The sequence below is a fragment of the Sinorhizobium glycinis genome, from assembly GCF_001651865.1.
GTDB classification, from domain to species: Bacteria; Pseudomonadota; Alphaproteobacteria; order Rhizobiales; family Rhizobiaceae; genus Sinorhizobium; species Sinorhizobium glycinis.
This window is the reverse complement of record NZ_LPUX01000064.1, coordinates 270,234-289,769: the sequence shown is the minus strand read 5'-3', so window position 1 is coordinate 289,769 and position 19,536 is coordinate 270,234. Positions and strand designations below refer to the sequence as shown.

Here is a 19,536-nt window from a genome sequence, read left to right as displayed (position 1 = left end):
TTACCTGTGTTTCATCACTACGACTGTTATATCATCGTGGATCTTCTGCGTGCCGATATGTGCCATCAGGTCCTCGATAATTCCGCTCTTGACGTCTTCGGCGCTGCAGCCGTGGCGACTGCGGGCACTTTCGCAGAGCCTGTCGATGCCGAAGAGCTCGCCGTCCGGGCCCTCCGCCTCCGTCACGCCATCGGTGTGGAGAATGATCATGTCGCCCTTTGCAAAGGCAATCTCCTGCGTCGCCACGAAAGGCGAGATATCGGGCTCCAGGCCGATCGGCAGGCCGAGGTCGAGCGTGTCGATCCGCTCGACGATGCCCGCGCTCCGCACCACGATGAGTTCCTCGTGCTGGCCCGACAGCATCAGGCTCTTGCCGTCATAGTCCAGGAAGGCGAGGGAGAGATGCTTGTTCGCGTTGGTTCTGACGATATTCTTGTAGAGGGCGCGATTGACCCGGTTGAGGAATTGCGAGGGATCCATGTCGCCGGCCTCCTGCAGGGCGCGTGCCACCGATTGAACCATCAGCATCAGCACGCCGCTTTCCAGGCCGTGGCCGGTCACGTCGCCGATGCCGATCTTCAACCGCTCGCCGTCCCTCAAGACGTCATAATAGTCGCCACCCACTTCGTCGGCGGGCCGCATGTAGGCGGCAATCTCGAGGTCGGAAATTTCCTCGAGTTCACCAGCCCTCGGCAGAACCATCAACTGGATACGGCGGGCGACGTCGAGTTCGGCGCTGAGGCGTACGTTCTCGCTGCGCAATTGTTCGTTGAGAGCCGAGATCTGCAGGTTAGCCTCTTCGATCTCCTTCGTGCGGTCCTCGACGAGCTGCTCCAGGTTCTCGGTATGGAAGCGGATTTCCTCAGCCATGCGATTGAAGGCGGCACCGGCTTCCCCTACCTCGTCACGGGTCGGAATGTCGACGCGGACGGAATAATCCTTGGTCTCGATGCGGCGAGCCGCGTTGGCGAGCGCGCTGATGCCGCCGGTGATGCGCTTCGATATGGCGAACACCGCCGAGGTGACGAAGAGCAACGAGACGAGCAGCGCCAGGACCTGATAGATCAGAATCCTGTTGGTTGCCTCCGTGATGCCCGCCTGCGCGGCGAAGAGCGAGGCGTAGATTTCACGCTCCGGCACGACGATACCAAGCAACATGGATTCGCGGCGAACGGGGCCGGATATCCATAGGTTCGTCGGCTGAAGCTGTTTCAGGACAACGAGATAGGGCACCTTCTCGCCGTTCTCCTCAAGAAAGACATGCTGCAGCAGGCCGTCCTGATCCAAAGGGAGTTTGGCGATCGCCGCTTGCGCGCTGTTGCGCAGCGACCGGTCGAGGCCCGTCACCCCCTGGCTGCTGGTGTCGCTCGACGACTGAAGACCGATCACCTTTTCGCCGACCGGGTTGATGGCCACGACATTGCCGTCCGACATGGTGAGGAAACCGAAGCCATTGTCGGCGACCCGGACGTTCTCGACGATCTCGGCCAACTGGTCGAGGGTGATATCGGCGCCGGCGGCACCCGCCACCCGCTTTCGGTCGTAGGACCACAAGGGCTGGAAGAAGCTGACGATCAGCTTGCCGGTGATCGCATCCGTATAGGGCGCCGTCTGGGTGATGTCGCTGTTCACCGGGCGAGACGCGGGATTCTCTGCCCATTGCTCCCACGAATCGTAAAGGCCGGGGAAGAAAAACGGCCAGAACTCCGCCTGATTGTGGCCCGGATAGAGCCGGTCGAAGGTCTGGGCCTGATCCGTATAGGGGGCCGTCCGGAAGATCGGCCGCTCCTTCGGGCCGATATAGTACATCTGCAGCTTCGACTGGCCGTTGGCCAACAGGCTCGGAGCGACCAAGTCGAGGACCGCGCTGTTCTCGATGTCCGTCTGCACTTCGGGCAAGGGGACGTGGTTGGCATCGAGCAGATATCCCCAGACGCTGACCACCGACAGGGGGCCGGGGCGGTTCTGCGCCCATCCGCCTTTCTCGTCATAGGTGACGCTCACCGCGCCGGGGGCGCCCCGCGCCATCGCTTCGCCGATCTGGGACTTTCTGACCGGGCGGTCGACCTGCGCCTGGAGCACGCCCGCAAGCGTGCCGACGTCGGAGTGAACCTGGTTCAGAAGCAGGTTGACGCGGGCGGCCGTCGTTTCCGCATAGGAACGGATATAGTCCTGGTTCGCCTTCTCCAGGCCCTGGCCGACCTCCGTCGTGGCATCGCGCGACAAGCGCTGCACGTTGAAGAGTGCAAGCCCCCCGGTCACGAGCAGGTCGAAAAGCACTGCGCCGCCGACGACGAGGATGAACTTGGCGCGGAACGAACGCAAACCGAACCGGGTGATCTTTTGATCGAACGGGTTCATAGCGGCTTGCGTCCGGATGCTGCCCAGATCGGCCAGCCAGCGTAACCCTTGGGGTGCAGGGCCGCGAAGATATGGTCGCGGAAGCCCTGGCGGAAGCGCTCGATGAACTCCGGGGGATCGCCGCGTTTCACAGCCATTTCGCCGGCATAGACATTCTCCCAGGCGGTGATGACATCGGCGAAGTCCTGCGGGTCCCCGTCGAGATTGGTGACCATGAAGGATTCGACGCGGATGTCGTTGAACCCGGCATCGGCGAGATAGCGGCGGCTCTTCGGTCCGAGTTCCACATCCATCTCGAAATGGCCGAACAGCTTGGCGACCTCGTTATAGGTCCATTGGATGCTTTGTGACCGTGGTTCGCCGAGGCAGTGCGAATTCTTCTCGTTGGTTATGTACACGCGCCCGCCGGGTTTGCAGATCCGGTACAGCTCCTTCAGTAGCAGGTCCGGCTGGTTGAAGATCTGCAGCGAATGGCGGCAGGTCACCAGGTCGAACTGATTGTCCTCGAGCAGCATCTCGGATGCGTCGCCATAGGTGTATTCGATATCCGAAATGCCGAAATTCGCCGCGACGTCGCGGGCATAGGCCAGGCTTGCCTTGGAGTGGTCGAGGGCCACGATACGCGCCGGCTGGAACTCCTTGCGCACCAGCACGGCGAAATCGCCGATGCCGCAGCAAATGTCGGCCATGTGAATTCCCGCTCGCATGCCGTGACGCGGCAGGATGGTGCGCTCGTGGCGCCACGTCATCTTGGTCTGTGTACGCAGGATCGGAATGAAGCTGGTGTCCTCGACGAAGCTCTGGCCGGGATAGAATTTCGAATCATAGACCTCGACCGTGATCTGCGGCTCGATCTTGCCGAGATGCCGGAACATCCGTTCGGTCCAGCCGACGACGCTCGAGGTCACGACGACGAAGCGGATGTCCGAGCGCGTGCGGCAGGCGTCCAGAACCACGCGGGAAAAGGCATGGAAGGCCGTATTGTTCATCTGCGCGAGGCGCTTCACATTGATGTAGAGGACGCCGCGCGCCTGTTCGATGGCGTGCCTGAGCGCCGAAATGCTGTGAGCGATCTCGTCCACGGAGCGCGGCCGAATGACGCCGGCGAAGGCGAACTCCTGGCTGTTGGCGTCGAATTCCGCCTGGAAAGGCGCTGAAAGGATTGCCGTACTCAACTCACAATTCCTTCAAGTGGAAGATCCACGATGATCGTTATCGACGGCGGCTCATCCTCTTCCAGTCGAATCTCGGCGTCGAAGTTGATCGCCAGGTCCAGGAGAATGACCTCCCGGCTAGGGGCGAGATCGGTTGAAATAGCGTCCAGATAACGCGCATATGCGTCGTTCTTGCGGGTCCTCGCGACCGCCTCGCGGAAGAACTGCCGCTGGCCGGGCGGGCACGGGAAGGAGAGCTTCACGCGCTCCCTCGGACCCTGCCGATAGAGGGCGCAGCCAATGCGGCCCTCCGGCGAGCCGCCGCGAAACGACACCTCGAGGAGTTCGTTGAGCGCGGAGGAGAAAAAGTTCGAGTGTCGCACCGGATCCGTCCGGTTGTGACTGATCATCCGCGCCATGTAGGTCGACAACTGATCGCAATGGTGCCAATCGGACAGGAAGGTCCCCATCTCCATCTCGAACTGGAGCAGGGGTTCGAACTTCCCTTCCGCGGGCTGCCTTTGCGCTGCGTTCATGCTGCTTCCTCCGACTGCATGAGCGAATCCTGATTCGCTCAACTCCCATGACTATATCGGACGGGCGCCAATCGCCAGAATACTCCAGGTTGCGTCGAGCCCCGTCAGGTCCTCAGAGCCCCCGCCATGGGCACGGCCGCCGACTTGCGCAGGAATTCGCCGATCGCTTCAGCGGGAATCGGGAAGCCCAGGAAGTAGCCCTGCAATCGGTCGCAGCCCTCCTTCTGAAGCCAGGCGGCCTGCCCTTCGGTTTCCACGCCCTCGGCGGTGACGTCCATGCCGAGACCGTGGGAGAGTGCGATTATCGACCGTACGATCGTCTGGCTCTTCTCGTCGTGCTCAAGATCCTTGATGAAATACTGGTCGATCTTGATCGTGTCGAACGGGAAGTTCTTCAGGTAGCTCAGCGACGAATAGTAGGTGCCGAAGTCGTCGAGGGAAATTTGAACACCGAGCAAGTTCAAGGTGTTGAGCGTATCGAGATTGTTGATGGTGCGCTCGAGCAGCACCGACTCGGTGATTTCCAGTTCGACGCGGTCGGCGCGGATGCCGGTCAGATCGAGGATCTGGGCGACGCGATCGGTGAGGCCCTCGTGCAGGAACTCCGCCGACGACAGGTTGACCGCGACGGTGAAATGCGACGGCCAGGTCACGGCGGCGCGGCAGGCCTGCTCCAACATCCATTGGCCGATCTCGCTCATCAGACCGTCAGCTTCGGCCATGGGAATGAAGACGCTCGGCGGGATGATGCCGACCAGCGGATGGCGCCAGCGCAACAGCGCTTCAAAGCCGACAATCGAGGCGCGCGGCTTCACGAAGGGCTGGTATTCGATGAAGAACTGCCCTTCCTGGAGGGCGGTGCGCAGACTGCGACGCAGCATTTCTCGCTGCTCGAGCACGATCAGCATCGAACGGGTGAATGTCCTTGCCCGGCCGCGGCCGTCCTTCTTCGCCGCATAGAGCGCGATGTCGGCGGCTTTCATCAACTGTTCGATTTCGTTTCCATCCGCAGGGGCGATGGCGATGCCGACACTCGCACCGACAAACACGTTGATGCCGTCGACGGTGAACGGCTCCTTGAAAGCATTGACGATTGCCTCGGCGAGGCGCTCCGCCTCCCTCGGCTGGTCGACCTTCCACTGAATGACGGCGAATTCGTCGCCGGCCAGCCGATAGGCAAACTCACGCTCCTTGAGCACGCCCCTGATCCGTTCCGCCGCCATCTTGAGAACGGTGTCGCCGGCGCCGTGTCCGAGCGTGTCGTTGATCGGTTTGAAGTCGTCGAGGTCGATCTGCATGAGCGCCAGCCTCGCGCCGCTCGGCACGGGCAGGGCGGCTCGCAGCTGATCGCTGAACTGCCGCCGGTTCGGCAGCCCGGTCAAGACGTCATGGGTCGCCTGGTGCAGCAGGAGCGCGCGATCGCTCTCGCTCTGGGTGGATGTCTCGCGGCAGGTGAAATCGCCTTCCGCTTCCGCGACCCCTATGCCGCGCTCGGCGCGAAAGACCACCAGGGTGCGGGGGGCGCGCCCCCTTGCGTCGGAGATCTCGATGCTGCGCGGGATACCGCTCGCGACGACGAAATCGACCGCGGCCCTTGGCCTTGGCGCCAATAGTTCGGGGTAGACGTGCCACAAGGTTGCCTCGACCAGGGAGTCGACCGCATAGGTTTTCCTGTGTCTCGCCGAGCAATCGACGAGGTGGAAGCTCTCGTCGTAATAGGAGACGAGTTCGTCGGTGTGGGCGAGAAAGTCGCTCTCGGCGGAAGATGAGGCAGACTTCGTCGCATCCGCATCAGGCATGCTGGCCTCCATCCCTTTCATTGCTCGCTTGAATGGTGCCGCTCTACAACCGGCGACAATATTGCGTTGACCAGACTCAGTGTCGTCGCTGATACAACTCTTCGTTCAGAAATTATCGCGGCCATTTTCCTGGTCAATGCCGCATGAGCGAAGAGCAACCGTTTTCTGACGCCGCCTCCGTTGGCGGCAAGGCTCGACAATCGCTCGGTTTTGCCGGGTCAAGCGCTGCGATTTTTCGTGTTGTCCCCGCAAAACCTGCAATTTTGAGGGTTGTCCAACGTTAAATGCCGGTAAATGCTGACATGTGGGCAGCGTGGTTGAATCCTGCGGCACAAACTCCGCCCGGGCCGACGAACGGGTGGAAAGTGGTTGTATCCGCATTCGAAAACAACCGTATGCATCTGCGCCGAGCTGCCAGGGAGTGACCAGGGACGACCAAGGTGATCCTGAACCATCGTGTTACGCGTATCTCCGTCGGTATTCTGCTTCTGGCGCTTGCAATCGCCGTCCTGCTGCCCGGACTGACCGGCTATACGAGCCTGGATGGAACTGTCAACGCGCGTTTCGCCGTCATCAATGCGCCGATCGACGGCGAGATTGCCAGGCCGCCGCCAAGGATCGGCACGCCGGTGGCGGAAGGCGAAACGCTCGCGATCATTCGCAATGAGCGCGTGAATCGCGCCATTCTCGCATCGCTTCGCGCCGAGCACGGAACCGCGGTCGAGCGCGTCACGGCGCTGCGGCGGGAGCGGGACGAACTTGCCGGGCTGCGCGACGAGCTCGCCCAACGGATGAACGTCTTCCAGGGCGCGACCATTGCCAGTCTCGAGCGGGAGCTGCGGATTCTCCAGAAGCGCGTCGAGGTGTCGCGCGCGCAGGACGTGGTCGCGAGGGTCGACCTCGACCGTCGGCAGGAACTGGAATCGAAGGGAATCTTCACGCGAAAGATGGTCGAGGCGGCGGAGGCCGCCGGCGCCGCGACGGGCGGCGAGGTGGAAATCAGCAACCTGACCGTCGACCTGCTGCAGCAACGGCTCGATGCCGTGCGCCAGGGCATTTTCGTGCTGGGCGACGGCCAGAACGATGTGCCCTATTCGCGCCAGCGCCAGGATGAGGTGATCGTTCGCATCAACGATCTCAATACCCGCATCGCCGAGAACGAAACGCGGGCGAGTCAGACCGAACGGCAGTTGATGGAGGAGGAGAGGCGTGTTCGCAGCCTCGAATCGGCCGCCGTTCCCTCGCCGTTCAGCGGCGTTGTCTGGAACAGGAACATTGTCAGCGGTTCCAATGTGGTCCTGAACAACGAGATGATGCGCATCCTCGACTGCCGTGAACTGTTCGTCGATATTCTCGTTCCCGAGGTCGATTACGACGAGATCTATCCCGGCCGCGATGCGGAGGTCCGGCTGTTCGGTCGCGGAGAAGTCTTCAGGGGCAGGGTTCAGGCGGTCAAGGGCAGCTCCGCCGTCGTCGAGAAGGATTCGCTCGCCGCAAACGAGCCGGAAACCGAGGAGCGCAATGCACGGATCCGCGTCGCCCTGGCGCCGTCGGCGCTCAACACCGATTTCAGCAATTTCTGTCAGGTGGGGCGAACGGCGCAGGTGCGCTTCTCGAAACGCAGCATCCGTCTGACACAATGGTTCGAAAGCCTGTGGTTCAATCTCTTCTAGCGCTGGCGCCGACCCTCCTGGTCTTCGCCTTCTTCCTGCTCGGGCCATCCAACTGGTCGCGCCGTCAAAGCTGGGCGCGGGCGATCACCTGTGGCTTCGTCGCGGCAGTGGGGCTCCGCTACATGCTCTGGCGTTTCACCGAAACAGTTCTGCCCTATCCGAACGACGGCGCCAATTTCTATTGGGTATGGCTCGTGTTCATCGTGGAGCTCCTCGCCTTTTCCGAGGTCGTGTTGTTCCTCATTCTGATGAGCCGCCATATCGACCGCAGCGCCGAGGCGGACCAGCGCGCGAGCGCGTTCTTCGCGCAACCAGACAGCAAGCTGCCGAGCGTCGACGTTTTCATACCGACCTACAACGAACCTCTCGACGTGCTGGAGCGAACGATCGTCGGGGCGCTGGCGCTCGATTATCCGAAGGACAAGCTGACCGTTTATGTGCTCGACGACGGCCGGCGCGACTGGCTCAAGACCTTCTGCGAAGGCCGCGGCGCCATCCATGTGACGCGAAGCGACAACGCCCATGCCAAGGCCGGCAACATGAACAACGGCTTGCGGGTCAGCTCCGGCGACTTCATCGCCATCTTCGACGCGGACTTCGTGCCCTATCGCCACTTCCTCAGGCGGACCTTGCCGTTCTTCCTGGACGAGACGATCGGCATCGTGCAGACGCCGCAGCACTTCTTCAACGTCGATGCGGTGCAATCCAATCTTGGTCTCGAGAATATCTGGCCGGATGAGCAGCGGCTGTTTTTCGACGAGATCGCGCCGAGCCGCGACGGCTGGGACGTGAGTTTCTGCTGCGGCTCCTGCTCCATCGCGCGCCGAACTGCGGTCGATATGATCGGCGGTTTCCCGACCGAGTCGATCACCGAAGACCTGCTGACGACGCTTTCGATGCTCAACAAGGGCTACAAGACCCGCTACCTGAACGAACGGCTGTCGATGGGCCTGGCGGCCGAGAACCTGACCGGCTATTTCGTCCAGCGCGAGCGCTGGTGCCAGGGCGGAATCCAGACGCTCTATCTGCATAACGGTCCCTTGCGCGGGCCGGGCCTCTCCGTCTTTCAGCGGATCATGTTCCTGCCGATGTCCTGGCTCGTGCAGTATCTTGTCCGCTTTGCCGTGCTTCTCGTCCCGATCGTCTATCTCTGGTTCGGCGCCCTGCCGCTCTATTTCACGAACGTCTCCGACTACGTTTCCAACCAGGTGCCGCTGCTGGCCGCCTATTTCCTGCTGATGCTCTGGCTGGCTCCGATCCGCTACCTGCCGCTGGTCTCCACCGCCGTCGGTACTTTCGCGACCTTCCGCATGCTGCCGACGGTGCTTTCGAGCCTCGTGCGCCCGTTCGGCAAGCCCTTCAAGGTGACCCCCAAGGGCAGCGGCAACGAGGAAAACCTCTTCGATGCCTATACCTTTACCTGGATTGCCGGCTTCATCGTCGTCACGGCGGTGGGGCTGCTGATCAATATCGTCCCGGAGACCGCGCATATTGAGGGGTCATTCTCGACGGTTGCGGCGCTTTGGTCGGGGATCAACATCGTCGTGCTCGTCATCGCCTCACTGATCTGCTTCGAGAAGCCGCGCCGCCTCCTCCAGGCCTTCAGGCTTGACGAAACCGTGGAGGTCGACGGCATCGCGGGGCGCCTGGTGAGCCTTTCGCTCGATAAGGCGGTGGTGGCGGTTCCGACCGCAACGCGCTTCAAGTCGACCCGCGTCGTCTTGAACCTCGAAGGCTTCGCGCCGCTCCGGACGGAGCTCAAGCAGGTGACCCAGCGGCGCGGTGACATCAGCCGTTCCGGCGACAAGCGGCGCTATTACCTGCATCTCCATTTCGACTTGCGCGGTTTCGAGCGCGACAAGATGATCATCAAGCTCTACACCGGCAACTATTCCCAGGAAGTACCCGACATCGACAAGGTGGCGGTCTCCGTCAACCTGTTGCTGCGCGCCTTCGGGCGAACGCGCACCGCTTAGAGCAGGTCAGGCCTCGCGCCGCGACCGCTTTTCCAACTGCAATGAGAGTTGCATGCCTCGCTTGAGTGTCGGGAGGGGAAGGCCCGACTGTAGACGTCCGAATGCTTGCCGTCGCCGCTCCTGATCACGCTCCCGCTGGCGGCGGACCGCGGCGACCGCCGCCATTGCGCGCTCGATGACTTCTTCCGTGTGGGTCATGGAAGCCTCCGTTTGTTCATGTTATGTTCTCATTTGCGAATAGGCGTGTCAACCGGCTTCAGGAGGCTCCATAGGAAACTCCTGCTCCGACCTCATCGCGTCACAGGAAGGTGCCGTCGCCGCCATGTCGGCGCGGCGGGGAAACAGACTGCTGATCCCATTGCAGGCCAAGGCTTTTAGGCTTGCGGATCGCCGCGCGGATATGGTTTGAGTTGATGCACAGGCTGCCCTGCAGCGCCATGCGTCGGATCCGGCGTATTCAGGTCGCTGCAGCAGCGGAACGGGATCGGATCGTGGAGCGAAAAACCAATCTCAAGGACGTGGCGCGTGAGGCGGGGGTATCGCTCAGCACGGCGTCGCACGCCCTGAACGGCACCGCACCGCTGACCGTCGAGGTGCGCGAGCGGGTCCTCGAATCCGCACGCCGGCTCGGCTATCTCGAAAGCCGGCGGAAGAAGGCGACGATCGCGACCGTGCGCGTCGTCCTCCTCGCCTTGACGAGCGACGCGGCGCCGCAGAGCGACCTCAACATGGTGAGCTGGACGATCCTAAACGGCGTACGGCGCGAATGCGAGAGGCGAGGGATCCGTATCGTTCCTTTCGTCAGCGCCAGCACCCGCCTCGATCCGGCCGAGGTGGGCGCGGCGGCGGCGGAGGAGAACGCCGACGGCATCCTCGTCCTCAACGACGACAGGCCGGAACTCATCCGGGCGCTTTCGGCGCTCGACAAGTCGATGGTCATCCTCAACGGTGAAGACCCCTCGATGCTGGTCGACACCGTGACGGTCGAAAACCGTTTCGGAGCGCGGCTCGGTACCGAGCATCTGCTGTCGCTCGGCCACCGCCGCATCCTGCACCTGACGTGGCAGGGTCGCACGACGATCCGGCGGCGCTACGACGGCTATGTCGATGCCCATCTGGTCGCCGGCCTGCCGGCGCCGGAGAACATGGTCGTGGTCGCGGAGAGCTACGAGCCGCGCCACGGCAAACAGGTGATCCGCGCCCTCCTGGAAGCGGACCGCAAGCTCAGGGGCGCCACGGCGATCTTCTGCGCGGCCGACAATCTGGCGCTCGGCTGCTTGGAAGCACTCGCCGAGGCGGGCATCCGCGTGCCGGACGACGTGTCGGTGCTCGGTTTCGACGATATCGTGCCGGGCGAATTCAGCGCGCCGCCGCTCAGCACCGTCCAGATGCCGGCCGACCGCCTCGGTGCGGCCGCGCTCTCGCTGCTTGAACAACGGCTCGTCGCCAGCGATCCGCTGCGCCCGGCCCATCGGCTCGAGCTCGGCTGCCGGCTGATCCTGAGGGGCAGCATCGCGGCGCCACGGAGGTAGGGGCGGGCGGGGTAGCATCCCCGCGCCTTTCAAGGGAGGCACCCCCCTCTGCCCTGCCGGGCATCTCCCCCACAAGGGGGGAGATTGGCAAGGTGCGATGTCCCGCTCAATCAAATACCTCGCGCTCAGATCGGTCGCTTCGGCAGTATCGGCATCTGCGACTTTGATGTCGCAGAAAAAACCGTGCTTCTTGCCGATCTCCCCCCTTGTGGGGGAGATGCCCGGCAGGGCAGAGGGGGGTATTCCACCCGGTGGTACCCGGTGGACGCCTACTTCATCCCCGTGCCGGCAATGCCGGTGGTGATGTAGCGCTGCAGGAAGAGGAACACCAGCGTCACCGGCACGAGGCTCAGGAAGGTCATGGCCAAGATATAGTGCCATTGCACCGAGAACTCGCCCTGGAAGGCATTGAGCCCGACCTGGAGGGTGAAGTTCTCGCGGCTGCTCAAGACGATCAGGGGCCACAGGAAGTCGTTCCACCGCCAGAGCACCGAGAAGATCGCCAGAACGGCGAGCGCCGGCGCGGTCAGCGGCAGGACGATGCGCCAGAAGATCCGGAACTCGCTTGCCGCGTCGACCCGCGCCGCCTCGATCAGCTCGTCCGGTATTGTCAGCATGTATTGGCGGAGCAGGAACACGCCGGTCGGCGAGGCGACCGTCGGGATGATGACGCCCCAGAGATTGTCGACGAGACCGACGCCGACGATGACGAGATAGGCCGGCACCATGACGACGGTCAGCGGGATCATCAGCGTCGAGATGATCAGCACGAAGATCGTCTTGTCGCCGCGGAAGCGGTATTTCGACAGGGCGAAGGCCGCCAGCGCGTTGACGATCAGCGTCAGGATGGTCGCGACGAAGGTGACGAAAACCGAATTCTGGAGAAAGGTCAGGAAGCTGAAGCGGGTCAGCGGATCGGTGTAGTTCTCGGTCGCGACGGTCAGCCGCTGGACCGGCGAGATGCTCCTGGTGTCGACGCTGACGGGCTTGCCCGGATTGTCCGGATCGACCATCTGCGCCTTGAGCCCGATGCGGCGGACCATTGCCATTTCCCGGCTTTCGCCTTCGACCGTCACGTTCCAGAGGCTAAAGGGCTTGTCGAAGCCCTGGACGTCCACCTGCACCGCCGTGCGCGGCAGCAGCGTCGGCGGAAAGCGGGTGATCTCCGCCTCGGGTTTGAGCGATGACATCCCGGCCCAGAGAACCGGCACCAGCACGGCGAGCGTGCCGCCGATCAGCCACAGCCAGGAAAGGATGTCGGTGACGTCGATCCGGCCGGCGCGCCGGGTGCGTGTGAAAAAGCCGATGGCACTGACATTGGCGGACATGATCAGGACTCCACCTTCTTGCCGAGGCGCAGCTGCACCAGGGTGAGCACCAGAAGCACCAGCCCCATGAGGACCGAGGCGGCCGAGGCGAGGCCGAACAGCCGGAGGTCACCGGCAAAGGCCATCTGGTAGATGTATTGGACGAGAAATGTATTGGCCGTACCGGGGCCGCCGCCATTGGTCAGCACCCAGGCCTCGTCGAAGATCTGCACCGACTTGATCATCAGCAGGATCAGCACGACCAGCAGGTTGGGGGCGAGGAGCGGGAGCGTTATCCGGAAGAGAGTGCGCGACGGCGTGGCGGCGTCGATCGCCGCCGCCTCGTAAAGGTCCTTGGGGATCGCCTGCAGCCCGGCGAGCAGGATCAGCGTATAGAAGCCCATGTGGAACCAGACCGAGACGACGACCACGAAGAAACGGGACCAGCCGACGTCGAGGAGGAAGATTTCCGGCGGCACGCCGAGCATCTGCAGAAAGACGTTGAGCAGCCCGTTGCGGTCGAGGAACCATTTCCAGATCAGGCCGATGACGACGGGTGAAAGAAGGACCGGATATAAGAACATCGCCCGGAAGAATCCGCGCGCGGCGATCGCCCGGTTGAGGATCAGCGCCGTGACGAGGGCGACGAGAAGCGTGCCGGCGACGTTGAAGCCGACGAACCAGAGCGTGTTCCAGATCGCCGTCCAGAAGAGCGATTCCTCGCAGCTTCCCGGCACGAGGTAGCTCTCGCAGGTCAAAAGCTTGCGGAAATTGTCGAGGCCGACGAACGGGCGATCCGAGATGAGCAGTTCGGTGCCGCCGGTGAAGGCGTAGCCGACGGCGATCGCGATCGGCAGGAAAGTGAAGATGCCGAAGAGCACCAGGTTCGGCGCCAGGAAGACGTAGGGCATCCGCCCCCTGCCGATCAGCCGCTCGATGGCGTTGATCGGTGCTTCGACGAGCGCCATGACGAGGTCGAGCGCGCGGTCCGCGAGTCCTGTCGCCCTAGCCATGGTCAAGCCCTCCCTCGGGCGAGCGCAAGTTCGCTTGCCGGATCGAAGACATGCAGCCGGCCGTCGAGCGGCATGATCTTCAGGATCGCGCCTGGCGCTGGCGCGAAGTGGCCGGGCTGGTGGACGATGACCTGCTCCGACTGTCCCTGCAGCTTGCCGTAGACGTAGGTCTCCGTGCCGAGGCTCTCGTGATATTGCACCTCGAAAGGCAGGCCTTCGGCGTCGGCAAGGGCGAAATGCGCCGGCCGGACACCGGCAAGGACCTCCTGTCCTGCGGCGACGGTGGTGGAATCGACGTCGGTCCTGAGCAGGGTCGAGTAGCCGACGTCGACGAGGACGCTCCGATCGTCTCCGATGGTGATCCTGCCCTTCAAGATGTTCATGCGCGGCGAGCCGAGGAAGCCCGCGACGAAGAGGTTGCGCGGATGGTCGAAGAGTTCCAGCGGCGTTCCCACCTGCTCGATGCGGCCGGCCCTGAGCACGACGATCTTGTCGGCCATTGTCATCGCCTCGACCTGGTCGTGGGTGACATAGATCATCGTCGTCTGCATCTCGCGGTGCAGCTTGGTGATTTCCGCGCGCGTCTGGACGCGGAGCGCCGCGTCGAGATTGGAGAGCGGTTCGTCGAACAGGAAGATGTCCGGATCGCGCACGATCGCCCGGCCGATCGCCACGCGCTGGCGCTGCCCGCCGGAAAGCTGCTTGGGCCGGCGGTCGAGATAGGGCTCGATTGCCAGCATGCGGGCGGCTTCCGTGATCCGCGCGTCGATCTCGGCCCGCTTGAATTTCAGGTTCTCGAGCCCGAAGGCGAGGTTCTTGCGTACGCTCATATGCGGATAGAGCGCATAGGACTGGAAGACCATGGCGATCTTTCGCTCGGCCGGCGACAACGCGCCGACATCCCGTCCTCCGATGGCGATCGAACCGGAAGTGACGTCCTCGAGACCGGCGATGATGCGCAACAGGGTCGACTTGCCGCAGCCCGACGGACCGACAAAGACGACGAACTCGCCATTGTCGATCCGAAGGTTCACGTCGTGCAGGACGTGAACCGCGCCGAACGACTTGTTGAGGTTCTTAAGCTTGAGATCTCCCATCGCCTGCTCCCGGTAGATCGCCATGGTCTTGGGTCGCTTTGCCCGAAAAACATGGACGTGATCGAGTCTGGTAATTTGGAGCGGATGCGCGAAACCGCGCACTCTCCCGTGCCCCTCAGTCAATTCGTCTCTTCGACGATATCCTCTCCATTCCAGCCTTCCGGCAATGGTGCCGGACGCTTGACCGTCACGCCCTCGGCGACCAGCCCCTCGACGCCCCGCAGATAGATCGCCGGCCTGCCGCCCGGGTAGTCGATAAGCCCGAGGATCCGGCCGTCGGCGCCGCGAGTCCAGGCGTTGGCCCGTCCTGCCGCTTCGGCACTCGGAGCAATGTCCGCAAAGGTCGGCCGCAGATCGTAGCGAAGGCCGGTACCAAGCGGTCCGGGCTCCTGGGCAAGCGTGATGCCGCGAAGCGCGACATTGCGGATGCCGGCTGCGGAGGTGGAGACGAGATTGATCGCCCCCTCCATGCGGCCGCTGATCGCTTCCACCAGAAGGTTCTCGATGGCTCCCGCCTGGCGCTCGGGTCGACGGTCGACCACCGTCACGGTCAGCGCCTCGCCGGAGCCCCAGAAACCATCGGGCGTTTCACGGCAATCGACCTCGATGCGCGAGAAGCGAATGTTTCGCATGTGCCCGCCGTCACGCGAGAACAGGCCCAGACCGCGATTGGAGTCGCTGATCTTGCAGTCCTCGAAAGTGATACTGCTGAAATCCCCGAAGGATTCTGTGCCGAGTTTCAGCGCACAGCTCAGGCTCGAAACGGAGCAGCGGCGGACCATGACATTTTGGCAGGTCCCGATCGCCGTGCCGTCCGGGCCGGCGCTCGTCTTCAGGCATATGCCGTCGTCCGCCGTCGATATTGCGCAGTCTTCGATCAGCACGCGGCGGCAGGCGTCGAGGACGATGCCGTCGGTGTTCGGCAGCCGCCGGTCGTTCGTGACTGTGACGTTGCGGATGGTGACGTCTTCGCAATCGGCGAGGTGCAGTGTCCACATCGGCGAACCCGCGACCTGAAGACCGTCGAGACCGACGCCACGGCACCTCTCGAAGACGATCACGCGGGGCCGGAATTCTGCCGGAATGAAGGTGCCGACATCCGGGTCGTCGCCTGTGATGAAGTGCTCGCCGCCCGCCTCGATCCTGCCCGGTCCGGTGATCCGCACATTTTCGGCGTTCCGGGCGACGATCATGCCCCTGTTCGATTTTTCGGCGATTACGGTGACCGTCGTGTGACGATACGCGTCGTACTCCGGAACGGAGCGAAGCAAGGCGTCGTCGGCGAGATGCAGTTCGACGCCGCTCTTCAGGACAAGCCCGGCCGAAACGTGCTCACCGCCCAGCAGCGACACCCGGCCGCCGCCGCGGGCGGAGGCCTGATCGATTGCCGACTGGATTTCGGCAGTCGCGTCGTGGCCGGTGGCTCTTATCCTGAACTGCTGGAGTGTCGTCACGCCTTGGTATCCTCCTCGAGCAGCACGTCGATCAGCAGCAGCATGGTCAATGCCTGGCCGTAGGGCGTCGGCAGGTTGGGGATGCGCCGGTAGAAGTCGAGGTCGTGGCCCATCGGCGTTCCGTCCGAGACACCCTGGACGACGCCTTCCGCATCGATCTGCCCCAGCACCGCCATCAGCGCCCGGTCGGCGTGAACGCGGTCTTCCGGTCTCAGGATGCCGGCTTCGATGCCGCGCAGGATGCCATAGGCGATGCCGGCGGTGGCGGACGTCTCCACAGGCGATGTCGGGTCATTGACGAGGGTGTGGAACATCCCGTCGTCGCGCTGATGACGCTTGAGCGCCCGGACCTGGCTGGCGAGCACATTGGAGAGGAAACGCTTGTCGCTGGGGCTGAGCGAGGGGACGAGCTCGAAAAGTTCGGGGATCGCCACGGTGATCCAGGCATTGCCGCGCGCCCAGAAGGCCTTGGCGAAGTTGTGCCGGCCGTTGAACGTCCAGCCGTGATACCAGAGGCCGGTGACGGGGTCGGACAAATACCGGGTGTGGATCATGAACTGGTAGACCGCCTCGTCGATCCAGTCGCGGCGATCGCAGATGACGCCGGCCCGGGCGAGGAACAGGCAGGCCATGAACAGCGTGTCGTCCCAGAGTTCGCCGTCGTTCAGGCGTTCCTTGACGACGTGCTGGAACCCGCCCTCCTCAGTCTTGGGCAGCTTATGCACGAGCCAGTCGGCCCAGTCCTCGACGAGAGCGCGGAAATCCGGCCGATCGACATGCTCGGTCAGGATGACGAGCGGCAGCATCGGGGCGGAGCTGTTGATCTGGCGGGGCGGCAGGCCGCGTTCGATCTGCCAGGAATACCAGGCAACGAGATCGTCGATTGCCTTGCTGTCACCGGTGGCAATCGCGCGGCGCAGGAAGCCATAGAGACCGACGCCGACCTCCCAATCCCATTCGTCGAACTCAATGCCGCAAGCATGACCGGCGCCGACGAGGCCTTCCTTGATGCCCTTCAGGCGGCTGAAGGCGGCCGCGACCTTGTCGATCTTGGTCTTGAGCGTCGATCGCTCGATGCTGATCTGGTTCATCTGCATGGTCCACTCATGAAAAGAAGAGACGGTCCGCCCGATCGGCGAGACCCGTGCTGTCGAAGGTGATTTCGGGCTTCGGCTGCGTGTGGTCGAAGGCCAGAGGCTCTCCGTCGAGCGAGAAGGCGCCGTCATAGGCAAGCCTCAGTTCCGGCCGGTACGGAGGCGTGACCGAGAGAACGCGTCGATCGGGATCGAAGGTCACGGCGGTGGCGAGGATCCGCTTTCGGAAACGCGCAAAATCGCCGCCGCTGCCGCAGCCGACCGCGCCGATCCAGCCGCAGAGGCGCCCCTCGGAGCGGGCCTCGCGTCCGGCAGTGGCACCCTTCGTCACCATGGTGAGGCCGTTGGTGGCGTGAAGAGCGGCGAAGCCGGCGCCGGCGCGGACGATCAGCCAGCCGTCTTCGAGCAGGATCTCGTCGAGACCGTCCCGGCCGAGATAGGCGTGGGTCCAACCGTTTCTGTGTTCCTCCGTATCGAAGATCATCAGCGCCACGTCGCGGTGCTGGGCGACGCGCGGGAGGATGCCGCTGCCCGCCCAATAGGAAGGCCGCTGCGCGCCCCAAGGATCGTCCTCGCCCGGATGGTTCACCCAGAGCCGCGCCATCGGATGGCCGGCGAGGCGGATGTCCATGACGTGCTGCTGGTGCCCCTTCCGGCCGGTCTTGTGGTCGACGACGGTCGAAAGCTGGGCCGCCGCGTTCTTGAAGAGAACGAGCTTGCCTTCATCCAGCCCCTGCGCGTAGCGGGCCTCAATGGCACGACCGGGCTCCGGCCGCGCCAGCGGTGAGAGATGGGCCGGCGGGACATAGTCCGAGCAGCAGAACATCGGCAGCGAGGCAACGCCGCCGTTCAGCCATCCCTCGCCGAAGACGACCGCGGCGAAGGGCGCGAGTTCGGTCAGCGGCCCGGCACGCAGTTCCTTGTCGTAGGCACGCCCCTGCGAGCCCGCCGGCACGCCGGCAAGCGTATGCAGCGCGATCATTTCGAAGATCAGGTCGAGCTGGTGCCGGGCGCGGCCCGCAAGCTCGGGCTCGGCCCAATGTTCGAGCGCGAGCAGGCCGATGAAGTCGATCGGGTAGTAGGCCGCGGAGTTCCACTCCGCCAGCCCGTGCGCTTCGACGCTGTCGAACCATCGGTGAAGGCGTGCCTTGGCGAGCGCCGCCAGCTCGCGGCCGCTCCGTCCCGAGGCCTCGAAGACGGCGTCCGGCAGGAATTCGCCCGCGAGCAACTGGCTCGAATGGAAGCACAGCACATGGTTCTCGCTCCAGAACCACATGACGTCATTGCCGGGCTCGTCCACCCAGTAGCGGTAGCCGAGGACCGATGCCCGGATATTTTCGACGGTCTCGGGGCCAAGGCGGTCGCCGTAGGCGCGCACCAGCCAGAGCAATGGCACCAGGACGAAGTCGGAGCAATCCTCGCGCCGGTCGATCGATCGCAGCGTCGTCGCGATGAGGCGGTCGATCGTCGACCGGTCGTCGCTGCCGGTGGCCACCATGGCGAGGGCCCGGCCGATGCGTTCGGCGCCGTGAGCGGCACTGAAATCAAGCGCAGCCCGCTTCCGCTCGGCGATGGTGCCGGCCGGTGGGGCCGGCGAAAGCCGGTCGAGGAAGGCTGCGTCGATGACCCGGGTGACTGTGCCTGCGCCGGATCCGATCGTCAGCCGCACGCCGTGATAGCCGTCCGGAATGCTTAGCGTTTCGGGGACCACAAGCCGCGTCTCGGCAGCGCCGAGGGTCGCGGCGGCGCGGGCGAGGACGGCCCGGTCGTGGCCGTGGCTGACGACCTCGACGAGCACCGGCAGGTCGACTTCGGGCGGCGCGTCGAAGACAAGCTCGAGCGCCGAACCGACGAAGACATCCTGACTCGGTCGAACGTCGCGCACGAGTGCGGCAAGGCGGCCGACTTCTTCGCCGTCGAGGGGGACCGGCAGGACGACCGTCAGCGGCGCCTCATCCAAGAGTTCGAGCTCGAAGAACCAGATCGTGTCCCTTTCGGCGAGATCTTCCGTGTGAATCAGGATTTCGTTGTCGCCGGGGCGAAGCTCGAGCGTCACGTCGGAGGTGCTTTCGACATTGCGCCGGAACGGCTCGAAGCGCACCTGCTCCACGCCGTTCACCCAGATGCGCACGCCGCCGCAGGTCCGGAGCCGGAGGTGAAGACGGCGCGGCGCTTCGGTGCGGAAGGTGCCCTTCAGCCAGCGGCGGAGATGGGTCGGCACATGCCAGAAGCCGGTGAATTCGACGCGGCGATTGGAGCCCGGCAGGTTCAGATGCGCGGCCGGCCAGTTGCCTTCCGGCTCGATCGCGCGGCCCACCATTTCGGCCCAGAAGGCCTTGCGGCAGGGCAGGTCGCCGACATCGACGAAGCCGTTGATGAAGCGATAGTTGACGCGGTCTTCGGCCGGCGCCGCGATTCCGGGAAAGTCTGCGGCGATGAGGTCGGAGACGATCCAGGCGGTAATCGTCTCGCCCTTCGCAACCTCATAGGTCGGGTCAAGAGAGGCCGCCTCAATCGGGAAATCGTCGTTCATAGACCGC

Annotated in this window: 15 protein-coding genes; 3 read left to right on the top strand and 12 right to left on the bottom strand. The window is 63.7% G+C overall.

Going from position 1 to position 19,536, the window contains the following annotated elements:
- The 4 genes from AU381_RS21225 to AU381_RS21210 all read right to left on the bottom strand — a co-directional run bounded on the left by AU381_RS21225 (nucleotide 1) and on the right by AU381_RS21210 (nucleotide 5,850).
- Entirely contained in the window at nucleotides 1-2,361 is a 2,361-nt protein-coding gene (locus AU381_RS21225) for a SpoIIE family protein phosphatase (protein WP_064243705.1), read from the bottom strand.
- Nucleotides 2,358-3,536, bottom strand: a complete 1,179-nt coding sequence (locus AU381_RS21220) for a class I SAM-dependent methyltransferase (RefSeq protein ID WP_064243704.1) — start codon at nucleotides 3,534-3,536, stop codon at nucleotides 2,358-2,360. Before AU381_RS21220 ends, AU381_RS21225 begins: the two co-directional genes overlap by 4 nt.
- Nucleotides 3,533-4,051 (bottom strand): hypothetical protein, encoded by a 519-nt coding sequence (locus AU381_RS21215; protein ID WP_064243703.1) that lies wholly within the window; start codon nucleotides 4,049-4,051, stop codon nucleotides 3,533-3,535. Before AU381_RS21215 ends, AU381_RS21220 begins: the two co-directional genes overlap by 4 nt.
- Before the next feature lie 104 nt (nucleotides 4,052-4,155).
- Nucleotides 4,156-5,850: a putative bifunctional diguanylate cyclase/phosphodiesterase gene (locus AU381_RS21210; RefSeq protein ID WP_064244175.1), complete on the bottom strand. Its 1,695-nt coding sequence runs from the start codon at nucleotides 5,848-5,850 to the stop codon at nucleotides 4,156-4,158.
- Between the two features lie 440 nt (nucleotides 5,851-6,290).
- Between AU381_RS21210 and AU381_RS21205 the strand changes: the two genes are divergently transcribed.
- Nucleotides 6,291-7,523, top strand: coding sequence for an HlyD family secretion protein (locus AU381_RS21205; RefSeq protein WP_064243702.1), 1,233 nt, complete (start codon nucleotides 6,291-6,293; stop codon nucleotides 7,521-7,523).
- The gene (locus AU381_RS21200; RefSeq protein WP_064243701.1) at nucleotides 7,505-9,499 is read left to right on the top strand and encodes a glycosyltransferase; all 1,995 of its coding nucleotides are present in this window, start codon (nucleotides 7,505-7,507) and stop codon (nucleotides 9,497-9,499) included. Before AU381_RS21205 ends, AU381_RS21200 begins: the two co-directional genes overlap by 19 nt.
- 6 nt (nucleotides 9,500-9,505) lie before the next feature.
- On the opposite strand, the gene AU381_RS21195 is transcribed toward AU381_RS21200, so the two are convergent.
- Together AU381_RS21195 and AU381_RS29855 are read right to left on the bottom strand one after the other, a co-directional pair.
- A complete protein-coding gene (locus tag AU381_RS21195) occupies nucleotides 9,506-9,697 on the bottom strand; it encodes a hypothetical protein (protein WP_064243700.1) in 192 nt (63 codons plus the stop codon).
- Between the two features lie 100 nt (nucleotides 9,698-9,797).
- Nucleotides 9,798-9,938, bottom strand: coding sequence for a hypothetical protein (locus AU381_RS29855; RefSeq protein ID WP_156528646.1), 141 nt, complete (start codon nucleotides 9,936-9,938; stop codon nucleotides 9,798-9,800).
- Here AU381_RS29855 and AU381_RS21190 point away from each other — a divergent pair.
- Nucleotides 9,937-11,031 (top strand): LacI family DNA-binding transcriptional regulator, encoded by a 1,095-nt coding sequence (locus AU381_RS21190; RefSeq protein ID WP_064244174.1) that lies wholly within the window; start codon nucleotides 9,937-9,939, stop codon nucleotides 11,029-11,031. The two genes, AU381_RS29855 and AU381_RS21190, sit on opposite strands and share 2 nt — an antisense overlap.
- Before the next feature lie 269 nt (nucleotides 11,032-11,300).
- Here AU381_RS21190 and AU381_RS21185 read toward each other — a convergent pair whose 3' ends face one another.
- The 6 genes from AU381_RS21185 to AU381_RS21160 form a co-directional block, all read right to left on the bottom strand.
- The gene (locus tag AU381_RS21185) at nucleotides 11,301-12,359 is read right to left on the bottom strand and encodes a carbohydrate ABC transporter permease (protein ID WP_064243699.1); all 1,059 of its coding nucleotides are present in this window, start codon (nucleotides 12,357-12,359) and stop codon (nucleotides 11,301-11,303) included.
- Nucleotides 12,360-12,361: 2 nt separating this feature from the next.
- A complete protein-coding gene (locus AU381_RS21180) occupies nucleotides 12,362-13,351 on the bottom strand; it encodes a carbohydrate ABC transporter permease (RefSeq protein WP_064243698.1) in 990 nt (329 codons plus the stop codon).
- Nucleotides 13,352-13,353: 2 nt separating this feature from the next.
- The gene (locus tag AU381_RS21175; protein WP_064244173.1) at nucleotides 13,354-14,448 is read right to left on the bottom strand and encodes an ABC transporter ATP-binding protein; all 1,095 of its coding nucleotides are present in this window, start codon (nucleotides 14,446-14,448) and stop codon (nucleotides 13,354-13,356) included.
- A 119-nt stretch (nucleotides 14,449-14,567) separates the two neighbouring features.
- Entirely contained in the window at nucleotides 14,568-15,902 is a 1,335-nt protein-coding gene (gene pglB, locus AU381_RS21170) for a polygalacturonase PglB (protein WP_064243697.1), read from the bottom strand.
- A complete protein-coding gene (bglB, locus tag AU381_RS21165; RefSeq protein WP_064244172.1) occupies nucleotides 15,899-16,993 on the bottom strand; it encodes a beta-galactosidase BglB in 1,095 nt (364 codons plus the stop codon). The genes pglB and bglB overlap by 4 nt, the downstream gene beginning before the upstream one ends.
- A gap of 13 nt (nucleotides 16,994-17,006) precedes the next feature.
- Nucleotides 17,007-19,529: a hypothetical protein gene (locus AU381_RS21160; protein WP_064243696.1), complete on the bottom strand. Its 2,523-nt coding sequence runs from the start codon at nucleotides 19,527-19,529 to the stop codon at nucleotides 17,007-17,009.
- Between the last annotated feature and the right edge of the window lie 7 nt (nucleotides 19,530-19,536).